This is a genomic window from Nonomuraea longicatena, assembly GCF_039525605.1.
In the GTDB taxonomy this organism is placed as follows: Bacteria; Actinomycetota; Actinomycetes; order Streptosporangiales; family Streptosporangiaceae; genus Nonomuraea; species Nonomuraea longicatena.
Genome location: NZ_BAAAHQ010000001.1, coordinates 335977 through 347517, shown reverse-complemented (window position 1 = coordinate 347517; position 11541 = coordinate 335977). Strand labels below are relative to the sequence as shown.

Annotated in this window: 11 protein-coding genes; 6 read left to right on the top strand and 5 right to left on the bottom strand. The window is 71.8% G+C overall.

From position 1 onward, the window contains the following. Window positions 1-24: 24 nt before the first annotated feature. A complete protein-coding gene (locus tag ABD120_RS01565) occupies window positions 25-930 on the bottom strand; it encodes an LLM class F420-dependent oxidoreductase (RefSeq protein WP_343947815.1) in 906 nt (301 codons plus the stop codon). A gap of 51 nt (window positions 931-981) precedes the next feature. Next, complete coding sequence (locus ABD120_RS01560; protein WP_343947814.1) at window positions 982-1374, bottom strand: hypothetical protein; 393 nt, start codon at window positions 1372-1374, stop codon at window positions 982-984. Between ABD120_RS01560 and ABD120_RS01555 the strand changes: the two genes are divergently transcribed. From ABD120_RS01555 to ABD120_RS01535, 5 genes are all read left to right on the top strand, one after another. Next, complete coding sequence (locus tag ABD120_RS01555; protein WP_343947813.1) at window positions 1358-2158, top strand: glycoside hydrolase family 18 protein; 801 nt, start codon at window positions 1358-1360, stop codon at window positions 2156-2158. The two genes, ABD120_RS01560 and ABD120_RS01555, sit on opposite strands and share 17 nt — an antisense overlap. Window positions 2159-2211: 53 nt before the next feature. Beyond that, on the top strand, window positions 2212-3330 hold the full coding sequence (locus tag ABD120_RS01550) for a sensor histidine kinase (RefSeq protein ID WP_343947812.1): 1119 nt from the start codon (window positions 2212-2214) through the stop codon (window positions 3328-3330). Further along, complete coding sequence (locus tag ABD120_RS01545) at window positions 3327-4397, top strand: sensor histidine kinase (RefSeq protein WP_343947811.1); 1071 nt, start codon at window positions 3327-3329, stop codon at window positions 4395-4397. The genes ABD120_RS01550 and ABD120_RS01545 overlap by 4 nt, the downstream gene beginning before the upstream one ends. Continuing rightward, the gene (locus tag ABD120_RS01540) at window positions 4394-4993 is read left to right on the top strand and encodes a response regulator (protein ID WP_343947810.1); all 600 of its coding nucleotides are present in this window, start codon (window positions 4394-4396) and stop codon (window positions 4991-4993) included. Before ABD120_RS01545 ends, ABD120_RS01540 begins: the two co-directional genes overlap by 4 nt. A gap of 86 nt (window positions 4994-5079) precedes the next feature. Next, a complete protein-coding gene (locus ABD120_RS01535; protein ID WP_343947809.1) occupies window positions 5080-5661 on the top strand; it encodes a hypothetical protein in 582 nt (193 codons plus the stop codon). Between the two features lie 9 nt (window positions 5662-5670). Here ABD120_RS01535 and ABD120_RS01530 read toward each other — a convergent pair whose 3' ends face one another. Together ABD120_RS01530 and ABD120_RS01525 are read right to left on the bottom strand one after the other, a co-directional pair. After that, window positions 5671-6423, bottom strand: coding sequence for an SAM-dependent methyltransferase (locus tag ABD120_RS01530; protein WP_343947808.1), 753 nt, complete (start codon window positions 6421-6423; stop codon window positions 5671-5673). 132 nt (window positions 6424-6555) lie between these two features. Continuing rightward, entirely contained in the window at window positions 6556-7806 is a 1251-nt protein-coding gene (locus ABD120_RS01525; RefSeq protein ID WP_343947807.1) for a class I SAM-dependent RNA methyltransferase, read from the bottom strand. 67 nt (window positions 7807-7873) lie between these two features. Between ABD120_RS01525 and ABD120_RS01520 the strand changes: the two genes are divergently transcribed. Further along, window positions 7874-9511, top strand: coding sequence for an alpha/beta hydrolase (locus tag ABD120_RS01520; protein ID WP_343947806.1), 1638 nt, complete (start codon window positions 7874-7876; stop codon window positions 9509-9511). On the opposite strand, the gene ABD120_RS01515 is transcribed toward ABD120_RS01520, so the two are convergent. Further along, on the bottom strand, window positions 9489-11522 hold the full coding sequence (locus ABD120_RS01515) for an APC family permease (protein ID WP_343947805.1): 2034 nt from the start codon (window positions 11520-11522) through the stop codon (window positions 9489-9491). The genes ABD120_RS01520 and ABD120_RS01515 overlap by 23 nt on opposite strands. Window positions 11523-11541 lie beyond the last annotated feature (19 nt).

Below are 11541 nucleotides of genomic sequence, written 5' to 3'. Positions count from 1 at the left end.
CGGACAAGTGTTGCGTATCGCCCGTCACACGTGCGGAAGGATCTCCGCCGCGATGAGCTCCAGGTGGTCGAGGTCGGCGAGGTCGAGGACCTGCAGGTAGACGCGCTCGGCGCCGATCTCGGCGAACTCGCCCAGCTTGGCGAGGACCTCCTGCGGGGTGCCCGCGAGCCCCTCGTGCCGCATCGCGTCCAGGTCGCGGCCGATGGCGGCGGCGCGGCGTTCGAGTTCGGCCTCGCCTCTGCCCACGCACACGACCTGGGCGGCCGAGTAGACGAGCGGCCGGTCGGCCGCCGCGCGGACCCGGTCGAACAGGGCCCCCGTGTCGGCGGGACCGGCGAACGGCACGTTGTACTCGTCGGCGTACTTCGCCGCGAGCAGGGGTGTGCGCTTGGCGCCGAACCCGCCGATGATGATCGGCGGGCGCGGGCGCTGGACCGGCTTGGGCAGCGCGGGCGAGTCGGTGAGCCGGTAGTGGGCGCCCTCGTGGGTGTAGGCGCCGTCGGCTGTCCAGAGCCCGGTGACGATCTCCAACTGCTCCTCGAACCGGTCGAAGCGCTCGCCGACGGACGGGAACGGGATGCCGTACGCGTCGTGCTCGCGCTCGAACCAGCCGGTGCCGAAACCGAGTTCGACGCGGCCGCCGCTCATCTGGTCGACCTGGGCGACGCTGATCGCCAGCGGTCCCGGCAGGCGGAAGGTGGCGGGCGTGACCAGGGTGCCGAGCCGGATCCGCGAGGTCTCGCGGGCGAGACCGGCCAGCGTGATCCACGCATCGGTGGAGCCGGGCCCGTGCTCTCCCTCGCCGATCCGCACGTAGTGGTCGGAGCGGAAGAAGGCGTCGAACCCCAGCCGCTCGGTGGCCTGCGCGACGGTCAGCAGTTCGTCGTAGGTGCTGCCTTGCTGAGGCTCTGTGAAGATCCGCAATTTCATGGGGATCATTATCCGAAGACCGCCTCCGCGCCGGGTAAAGGCTTGCTAGTTTCACTTTCGGTAGCTGCCCGGCGACAGGGGGTCAAGCATGCCGAGAACGCGTGGAGACGGGGAGAGACTGCCCCGGCCGATCGCCGTGATCCTCGGGCTGCTCTTGGTCACGGCCACCGGTCTTGCGGTGTGGCTGCTGCCCTCGCGGACGGTCCTGGCCCCGGCGACGCCCAGGACCTCCGCCAGTGCGGACGTCAGGCGGCCACGGGCGAGTCTCAGCCCGTCGCCCGTGCCCGCCGTGCCCTCCACCGGGTCTGCCTCCACCCTGCCTTCCTCCTCAGGGCCGTCCTCCGCCGGGTCTCCCTCGCCCTGGCCGTCGCCGTCCCCCGCGGCGTCCGTGCCGTCGCCGCAGACCGCCGCCGGGCCTTCGGCGTACGTGTCGTACGTCGACACCGCCCGCGCGCCCTCCTTCGACCTGCCCGGACACGCGGCCCGCTCCGGGGTGCGGTGGTACGTCCTCGGCCATCTGGTCTCCGGCGGCGACGGCTGCGCCCCGCGCTGGAGCGGCAGGCACGAGCCGGGCGGCGACCCGGTGGCCAACCGGATCGGGCGGCTGCGCGCCGAGGGCGCGGACGCCGGGCTGTCCTTCGGCGGACCGACCGGCACCGACCTGGCCGACGCCTGCGCCTCGACGCGGCGGCTGACGGCGGCCTACCGCCGGATGGTGGGAGCCTTCGACGCCGACTTCGTCGACTTCGAGCCGCGCGACGACCTCAGCCTCGACGTGGTGCTGCGGCGGGCCAGGGCGGTCCGGGCGCTGCAGCGGGAGCGGCCGCTGCACGTCAGCCTCACGCTGCCGGTCGGCGCCGCCGGGCTGTCCGAGCGCGATCTCGCGGTGCTGCGCTTCACCCATGAGGCGGGGGCGGTGGTCTCGACGGTCAACCTGCTCGCCCCGATCGAGCCGCACAGCGCGGGCGAGGGGCGGATGCACCGCGTGGCGGAGGCGGTACGCGCGGCGCACCGGCAGGTCGGCCGGGTGTTCGCGCTGCGCGACGAGGCGGCGGTGTGGCGGCGGATCGCGGTGACGTCCGTACTCACCTCGCCCGCCGATCTGGACGAGGTGGACGCCCGCAAGCTGAGCACGTTCGCGGTGCGCAACGAACTGGCCTGGCTGTCGATGCGGGGGGCCACCCCGGTCACGGACGTGTGCCGCATCCTCTGGCGCACTCGTGGATGAACTATAAGATTCTGCACGTCGGAGGAACATCTGTTCGCGTGCAAGGGGGGTTGATGGCGTCCCGGCCGGAAGTGGCGAGAAAACTGCTGCTGTTCTGGATGGACGCCATGATGGTCCTCATCGGCGTGCTCACCTTGTCCTCCATGGTCGCCCTGGCCGTCACCAAGGTGCTCTCCCCGCAGCAGGCGATCTTCGGCACCCTCTGCGTCTGGGGCGTGGTCGCCTTCATCCCCCCCATCCTGCGCGCCGCCTACGACGACCGGCCCCGCCCCACTCTGCTGCTCATCCTGTCCGGCCTGCTGGCGCTCGGCACGTTGGTGATGATCCCCCGGGGGCTGGCCACGCCCACGTGGGAGGTGGTGGGCGCGGTCTGGCTGTCGGGGCTGGCGATCTACGTGCGGTGGCGCGTGTCCGTCGCCTTCGGCGTCCTGGTGTTCGCCCTCACCGTCGCCGCGAGTGTGCTCATCAGCGGGCAGTCCCTGATCTCCGCCGCGCTCACCGAGGCCGTCAACGTGGTCGTGGTGCCCCTGGCCATGTGGTTGTGGCTGTGGCTGTGGCGGGTGATCAGGGAGGCGCACGAGAGCAAGGAGGCCAAGGCCCGGCTGGCCGTCGCGGAGGAGCGGCTGCGTTTCGCCCGCGATCTGCACGACCTGCTCGGCCACAGCCTCTCGGTGATCGCGTTGAAGAGCGAACTGTCGGCCAAGCTCGCCACCAAGGATCGCGAGCGGGCGGCGGGCGAGATGGGGCAGGTGCGCGAACTGGCCGAGGCGGCGCTGACCGAGGTCGAGGCGGCCGTGGAAGGCTATCGCGCGCTCGACCTGCAACTGGAGCTCGACCGGGTGCGCGCCGTGCTGGAGGCGGCGGGAACCCGCTGCACGTTCCAGGTGAGCGCCGACGACCTGCCCGAGGCGACGCGAACCCTGCTGGCCTGGGTCGTCCGCGAGGGGGCGACGAACGTGCTCAAGCACAGCACCGCCGGCCGCTGCGACATCACCGTCGGCGGCGGGGTCCTGGAGATGCGCAACAACGGCGTGCGCACGCCCCGCCGGTCCCAGGGGGACGGCAGCGGCCTGCGCGGGCTGGCCGAGCGGCTGACCTCGGCGGGCGGCTCGTTCTCCGCGACGTTCGTGGGCTCGGACGAGTTCCTGCTGCGGGCGGAGGTGCCCGTATGAGGAAGATGACCCGGCTCACCAAGATCCGCTGGCTGATGATGGCCTCGGGCGACATGGTCAATCTGACGGTGTTCATCGGCCTGTTCCAGCTTTACGTCCTGTACACCCTCGGCCAGGTGCCCGTCGTCCTGGCCGCCGCCGCGGCGGCCGGACTCGTCGCCTTCTACGCCCTTGCCACCCGCCCCTTCCGCATCGCGATCCGCAACGGCCCGCGTCCGACGGTACTGCTGGTCGTCGCCGGGCTCCTCGCGCTGGTGTACGCCGTTCTCGGGATGATCTGGCCGGTCCCCGTGTGGGTCGCGATGCTGGCGCCCTTCGTGCGGCGGGCGACCTATCTCAAGCTCGCCGTGCCCATCACCGTGATCTGCTGTGTCTACTACGGCATCATGGGCGGTCTGGCCGCCGTGGTCGTCGTCCTGCTGCTGTCGCTGTTCGTCATGGGCGGGATGCTGGCGAACGCCGTCATCTGGCGAGTCTCCGTCGAGGCGCACGACGGGCAGGAGGCCAAGGCGGCGCTGGCGGTGTCGGAGGAGCGGCTGCGCTTCGCCCGCGACCTCAACGACGTGCTGGGGCAGAGCCTGGTGGACATCTCCTCCCGGACCGGCCAGGCCGCCGCCGCGCTCGCCGCCGATCCCGGGCGGGCGGAGCGCGAGATGTTCGAGGTGCGCGATCTGGCCAGGCGGTCGCTGCGCGAGGTGCGGGCGACCGTACAGGACTACCGGGCCCTCGATCTCGGCGAGGTGCTCGCGAGCGTACAGGCGGTGCTGGAGGCGGCGGAGGTGCAGTGCGCGATCGACGCCGATCTCGACGGGCTCGCGCCCGAGGCGCGGACGCTGCTCGCGGCGGTCGTCCGCGAGGGCGCGACCAACGTGCTCAAACACAGCGCCGCCCAGCGGTGCGCGATCACGATCAGGAACGGGGTGCTGGAGATGTCCAACGACGGGGTGTCCATGGCGGCGGGCCCGCCCGCCGGGCTGCGCGGCCTGTCGGAGCGGGTGCGCGCGGCGGGCGGCACGCTCACCGCCGGGGCCGAGGGCGGCCGGTACGTCCTGCGGGCGGCACTGTGACCATCCGCGTGCTGCTGGCCGACGACGAGCACCTGATCCGGGGCGCACTGGCCGCGCTGCTCGACCTGGAGGACGGGATCGAGGTCGTCGCCCAGGTCGGCAGGGGCGACGAGGTGCTGCCCGCCGTGCAGGAGCACCGGCCGGACGTGGCCGTGCTCGACATCGAGATGCCCGGCATGGACGGGCTGAGCGCCGCCGACCGGATCAGCTCGCTGTGCCGGATCGTGATCCTGACGAGCCTCGGGCGGCCGGGCTACCTACGGCGGGCGATGGCGGCCGGGGTGAGCGGGTTCCTGGGCAAGGACGCCTCGGCCGAGGAACTGGCGATGGCGATCCGCAAGGTGATGGCGGGCGGGCGCTACCTCGACGCCGAACTCGCGGCGGCGGCGATGGCGGCGGGCGACAGCCCGCTGTCGGAGCGGGAGCGTGACGCGCTGCGACTGGCGGCGGACGGGGCCTCGATCTCGAAGATCGCCTCGGATCTGCACCTGACCGAGGGCACCGTGCGCAATTACCTGTCCAACGCGATGACCAAGCTCAACGCGGGCAACCGGGTCGAGGCGATCAGGACGGCGCAGCAGATGGGCTGGCTCTAACTTTCCCGACATTTATGTTGATTTCCCCATATATCGGGCAAATCACTTATATGGCTACGTTGTCAGTTGAGCGGGTCGTGGTCCCCATGCCGGAGCTCCCGGACCGGATCGCCACCCTGGCCTTCGCCCACGGCGCCGACCGATTCATGATCGTCGGCAGGCACTCGCTGCGCAGCCTCATGGAGGCCGAGATCGGGCAGCGCCGCAAACCCACTCTGCACCTCAACGCCGACCGGGTGGACGTCGACTATCCGCACACGGGCATCCTGCGGCGGCCGGAGCCCGCGGCCTTCCATCTCAGCACCCGGGTCGGCTGGCGCCTCGAACTCGTGGGCGGCGTCCACGACCTGCGGGCCGACCTGTCGGAGCTGGACGTCCACACCGTCACGGTGGACGGCGGCATGACCGAGTCGGCGATCGAACTCGGCGACCCCAAGGGGGCCAGGACGTTCACCGCCGACCACCTCAGCCACGTCGAGATCCGCCGGCCGCCCGACGTGCCCGTCCGGGTCGTCGTCACCCGCTCGGCCGCCCACCTGCGGGTGGACGGCCGGCATCTCGGACACACGGCCGAGGTGGAACTGCAGTCACAGGCCTACGACCTGCACTTCCCCGGCTACACCTTCACCTTCCGCCGGGCCGACCGCGTGACCATCGCCACCACCTGAGCGCGAACCCTACGGCAGGGAGGGGCGCAGGACGAAGACGCCCCACCCCAGGTACCGCCTGCCGAACTCCAGATGGGCCCGGCGGCCCTTGCGCAGGAACTCGCGCAGGCCGGGGGCGTCCGGGTCGCCGGGGTTGTCGCGCAGCCAGTCGCTGACGGTCCACCACTGGGAGGCGACGTAGCGGTCCCAGCTGTCGGCGTTGGCGAGGACCATGTCGAGCAGATCGTAGCCCGCCGCCTCCATCGCCTCCGCCGTGTCGGCCAGGGACGGGCACGCCTCCGGGTCGGCGTGGAGGGCCTCGGCCGCCTCCGGTGTCGGGACGGCGTTCCAGAAGACCTCGCCGACCAGGATCAGGCCGCCCTCGCGCAGGAGCGGGCGCATGAGGTCGAGGGTTCCGGCCAGGCCGCCGCCGATCCAGGTGGCGCCCATGCAGGAGACGACGTCGTAGGCACCCTTCTCGGCCCCCTCCGCGTACTCGGCGGCGTCCGCGCGGGCGAAGCCGACCCGGTCCGAAACACCGAGTTCGGCGGCGCGGGCCGCCGCGGCGTCGAGGAAGACGTCGCTGATGTCGACGCCGGTGCCCTGCACACCGTAGCGGGCGGACCAGCGGGCGAGCAGCTCACCCTTGCCGCAGGCCAGGTCGAGGACCCGGGTTCCGGCGCCCGGGCGGCAGATCTCGCCGAGGGTGTCGAGTTTGTCGTCGGTGAACGGGTTGAGGATGCGGTGCCGGGATTCGGCGATCTCGTGGAAACGGAGCGACATACGGGTCTTTCACTGAGTCGGGCAAGGACGGAGTCGTCACGGCGAGAGGCGGCCGGAGGAGGAGCGTGACCCTGGAGGCCGCCCGCGCGGGGCGGCGGGTGGGGGGAAGAGGGCTGGCCGTGGCCGGAAACATCAGGATCTGAGGAGCAGGGCCACGCACTCCACGTGATGCGTCATCGGGAAGCAGTCGAAGGCCCGCAGGTCCGTCAGGGGGTAGCCCAGCTCCCCGAACCACGCCAGGTCGCGCGCCAGCGTCGCCGGGTCGCACGAGACGTACACCACCCGCTCGGCCTCCAGCCCCGCCACCCGCTCCACCACGTCGCGCCCCAGCCCCGACCGGGGCGGGTCCACCACCACCAGGTCGGCACGCTCGATCTGGAAACGGTCGAGGGCCTCCTCGACCCGCCCCCGCTCCACCCGGGCCTGCGGCAGGTCGCGCAGGTTCGCGTGGGCGTCGCGGACCGCCGCCGTCTCCCACTCCAGCCCGAACACCGCGCCCTCCGGCCCCACCGCCTCGGCCAGCGCGGCCGCGAACAGGCCCGCGCCGCAGTACAGGTCGAGCGCCCACTCGCCGGGCTCCGGCTGCGCGTAGGCGAGCACCGCGTCGAGCAGCGTCTCGGCCGCCCCCGGATGCACCTGCCAGAACCCGCTGCCCGACACCCGGAACTCGCGGTCCTCGACCCGCTCGTGCAGCACCCCCGAGCCGAACCTGGCGTCGGTGCGCCCCTTGCCCTGGTCGACCAGGATCGACGCGGGCGCGTCGAGGTCGGGCACCGCCACCGTACGGCGCGGCCGGGGCGCGATGACGACCGCCCGGTCGCCGCCGGAGGAGGCGATGACCTCCACCCCCGCCGCCCCGTTCCAGCTGCGCGCCTCGGCGCCGACGGCCTCGACCTCGGGATGGGCGATGAGGCAGGCGTCGACCACCTCGATGTCGTGGGAGCGGTGATGGCGGAAACCCAGCCGCCCCTCGCGCGTGGCGGCGAACTGCACCCTGGTACGCCAGCCGAGCCCGTCCGGCGCGCCGGGCACCTCCTCGACCACGATCTTGCGGTCGATGCCCGCCAGGCGGCGCAACTGCTCGGCCACCACATCGGCCTTGAGGCCGCGCTGGGCCTCCAGCGTGGCGTGCTGCCAGTCGCAGCCGCCGCAGCGTCCCGGGCCCGCGTACGGGCACGGCGGGAGCACCCGATCGGGCGAGGCGTCGAGGATCTCGACGGCGTCGGCCCGCAGGAACCTGGCCGTCTCCTCCGTCACCCGGGCGCGCACCCGCTCACCGGGCAGCGCGTGCCTGACGAACACCACCCGCCCCTCGTGGCGTGCCACGCACCACCCGCCGTGCGCGACGGGTCCGACTGTCAGCTCCAGAGTTGCCTGTTCCACAGGACCACAGCCTAAGCCCTCGCCCACGGGACGCCTCCGCGCACCCGTACGGCTACGCTGGGTGGTCATGCGTGTGGTGAGGCGGCGGCTCGGGTTCGGCGGCACGCTGCTGGCCGCGTTGTTCTTCTGCGCGTCGCTGACGCCGACGCTGCTGCCCCGGCCGTGGGTGATGCAGGGGCTGATGGGCGCGCTCGCGGCCGCGATCGGCTACGCCGTCGGCGCCTCGGCGGGCGCGCTGGGCCGGGCGCTCATCCCCTACCGGCTCCCCGAGCGCGGCCGGGTGCCGGCGTGGCGGGTGATGCTGGCGGGGTGCGCGCTGCTGACGGTGCTCGCGCTCGGCTACAGCCTCGGCTGGCAGCAGGACCTGCGGCAGCTCATGGGCATGGACACCGCCATCACCTGGTTCCCGCCCGCGATCCTCGGGCTCAGCGCGCTGCTGTTCGCGGCGATGCTGATGGCGGCCAGGCTGGTACGGCTGGGCGGGCGCACACTGGTGCGGTGGCTCGACAGGTACGTCCCGGTGATCGTCGCCCAGGTCACCGGCGTCCTCGTCGTGGCGTGCGCGGTCGGCGTCCTCGCCAGCGACGTGCTGTTCTCCGGATTCGTCAACGTCATGAACGACGCCTCCTCCGTGACCAACGGCACCACCGACCCCGGTGTGGCGCGGCCGGCGTCGCCCAAGGTGTCCGGAGGGCCGCGCTCGCTGGTGTCGTGGGACACCCTGGGCCGGGAGGGGCGCACGTTCGCGGGCACCGCCGTGCCGGTCGCGCGGCTGTCGGCGTTCTCCGGCGCCCTCGCCAGGCAGCCGATCCGCGTGTACGTCGGGCTCGACTCGGCCGGTTCACCGGCGCAGCAGGCGGCGCTCGCGGTCAGGGAACTGGAGCGCACCGGCGCCTTCGACCGCGCGGTGCTGGCGGTGCTCGGCACCACCGGCACCGGCTGGGTCGACGAGAACATCTCCGACAGCCTCGAGTACATGTACAACGGCGACACCGCCCTGGTCGCGATGCAGTACTCCTACCTGCCGAGCTGGCTGTCGTTCCTGGTCGACAGGGGCAAGGCGGCGCGGGCGGGCGCGGCGCTGTTCGACGCGGTGCGGGCCAGGTGGGAGCGGGCTCCGCAGGGGCGGCGGCCCAAACTCGTGGTCTCCGGCGAGAGCCTCGGCAGTTTCCAGTTGGAGAACGCCTTCGACGACCTGCCCGACCTGGTGCGGCAGACCGACGGGGCGCTGTTCGTCGGCCCGCCGGACGCCAACCCGATCTGGCGCACGCTCACCTCCGGCCGCGACCCCGGCAGCCCCGTGTGGCGCCCGGTCTACCAGCGCGGCGCCACCGTGCGGTTCGGCCAGTACCCCGAGGACCTGACGAGGCCGGGCACCACCTGGAACCACCCGCGCGTGGTCTACCTGCAGAACGCCTCCGACCCGGTCGTGTGGTGGTCGCCCCGGCTGATCTACGCCAGGCCGGAGTGGCTGGCGGCGCCGCGCGGGCCCGATCTCAACCCGGAGATGGACTGGTTCCCGCTGGTGACGTTCTGGCAGGTGCTGGGCGACATGTCGGTCGGGCTGGACGTGCCGCCCGGTCACGGCCACGTCTACGGCGCCGGCGTCGTCGAGGGCTGGGCCGCCGTGGCCGCCCCGCGCGGCTGGAGCGCCTACGACACCGCCCGCCTGCACACCCTGATCAGCGCTCGCCCCGATCAGTGACCTGGTCGACGGCGTGCCAGGGACGGCGCACCGAGCCGGGGGCCAGCGGCTCCGGACGGCCCTGCAACCGGTCGGAGGAGTGCAGCTGCCAGGGCACGCTCGTCACCATGACACCCGGCTTGAACAGCAGCCTGGCCTTCAGCCGCAGCGCGCTCTGGTTGTGCAGCAGGTGCTCCCACCAGTGCCCGACGACGTACTCGGGGATGAAGACGGTGACGACGTCGCGCGGCGAGCGGCGCCGCAGCGTCTTGACGTAGTCGAGGATGGGCTGGGTGATCTCCCGGTACGGCGAGTCGAGCATCTTCAGCGGCACCGGGATGCCCCGCCGCTCCCACTCCTCCTGAAGGCGGCGGGCCTCCTCGCCCTCGACGCCGACGGTGATGGCCTCCAGCGTGGACGGCCGCGTGGCGCGGGCGTAGGCCAGGGCGCGCATGGTCGGCTTGTGCACCTTGGAGACCAGCACGATCGCGTGGTTGCGGGCGGGCAGCATCGACGGGTCGTAGTCCTCGTCGATCTCCAGCTCGGTCGCCACGTTGTCGTAGTGGCGGCGGATCGCCTTCATCATCAGGAACAGGATCGGCATCGCGATGCACACGATCCAGGCGCCGACCAGGAACTTCGTCAGAAGTACCACGACCAGGACGAGCCCGGTCATGATCCCGCCGAAGAAGTTGATCACCCGGGAGCGGTGCATCTGGTGGCGGACCCTGGGGTCGGTCTCGGTCTTCAGGTGCCGCGTCCAGTGGATCACCATGCCGGTCTGGCTGAGCGTGAAGGAGACGAAGACGCCGACGATGTACAGGTTCAGCAGGCGGCTGACGTCGGCCTGGAAGCCCCACAGCAGCAGGCAGGCGCCCAGGGCCAGGATGACGATGCCGTTGGAGAAGGCCAGCCGGTCGCCCCGGGTGTGGAGCTGACGCGGCAGGTAACGGTCCTGCGCCAGGATCGAGCCGAGCACCGGGAAGCCGTTGAAGGCGGTGTTCGCGGCCAGGAACAGGATGAGCGCCGTCACCACCGCGATGATCACGAACAGCGCCGAGCCGCTGCCGAACACCGCGTCGGCGACCTGGGCGATGATCGGCTGCTGGTAGTAGTCCTGGCCCGCCGGTTTGCCGTCGATGAGGATGTCGACGGCCGGGTGCTCGGCCACCTTCACGCCGGAGACCAGGCCGAGCGCGATGATGCCGCCGAACATGGTGATCGCGACCAGGCCCATCATGAGCAGCGTCGTGGCCGCGTTCCTGCTCTTCGGCTTGCGGAAGGCGGGCACGCCGTTGCTGATCGCCTCGACGCCCGTGAGGGCCGCGCAGCCGGAGGAGAAGGCGCGCAGGATGAGGAAGGCCGCCGCGAACGAGGTGAGGTTCGTCTGTTCGGCCACGATCTCGTAATCGGCGGTCGGCGCATGGATCTCGTCGCCGATGATCAGCAGCTTGATGCCGCCCCAGGCGACCATCCCGACGACCACGAACATGAAGGCGTAGGTGGGGATGGCGAAGGCGGCGCCGGACTCCCTGATGCCCCGCAGGTTGACCACGGCGAGCAGGATCACGATGACGATCGCGACCGTCGGCTTGTGCTCGGCGACGAACGGGACGGTGGCGCCCACGTAGTCGACGCCGTTGGCCACCGACACCGCGACCGTGAGCACATAGTCGACCATGAGCGCGCTGGCCACGGTCAGCCCCGCGTTCTTGCCGAGGTTGGTCGTGGCCACCTCGTAGTCGCCGCCGCCGCTGGGGTAGGCGTGCACGTTCTGCCGGTAGGAGGCCACGACCGTGAGCATCACGACGACGACCGCCGCCGCGACCCACGGGCTGTAGTGGTAGAACGACACCCCCGCCAATGACAGGATGACCAGAATCTCCTGCGGTGCGTACGCCACGGACGACAGCGCGTCACTGGCGAAGACCGGCAACGCGATGCGCTTGGGCAGCAGCTGCTCGTGCAGTTGCCCACTGCGCAGCGCTCTGCCCACCAGGAGGCGTTTGAGAAGATCTGTTACCTTCGCCACGGGAACAGATGCTAGCCCT

Excerpts from the sequence above, each read along its gene's own strand:
- ABD120_RS01565 (WP_343947815.1), bottom strand. The coding sequence starts at position 930 with ATGAAATTGCGGATCTTCACAGAGCCTCAGCAAGGCAGCACCTACGAC.
- ABD120_RS01550 (WP_343947812.1), top strand. The coding sequence starts at position 2,212 with ATGGCGTCCCGGCCGGAAGTGGCGAGAAAACTGCTGCTGTTCTGGATG.
- ABD120_RS01545 (WP_343947811.1), top strand. The coding sequence starts at position 3,327 with ATGAGGAAGATGACCCGGCTCACCAAGATCCGCTGGCTGATGATGGCC.
- ABD120_RS01535 (WP_343947809.1), top strand. The coding sequence starts at position 5,080 with ATGCCGGAGCTCCCGGACCGGATCGCCACCCTGGCCTTCGCCCACGGC.
- ABD120_RS01530 (WP_343947808.1), bottom strand. The coding sequence starts at position 6,423 with ATGTCGCTCCGTTTCCACGAGATCGCCGAATCCCGGCACCGCATCCTC.
- ABD120_RS01520 (WP_343947806.1), top strand. The coding sequence starts at position 7,874 with ATGCGTGTGGTGAGGCGGCGGCTCGGGTTCGGCGGCACGCTGCTGGCC.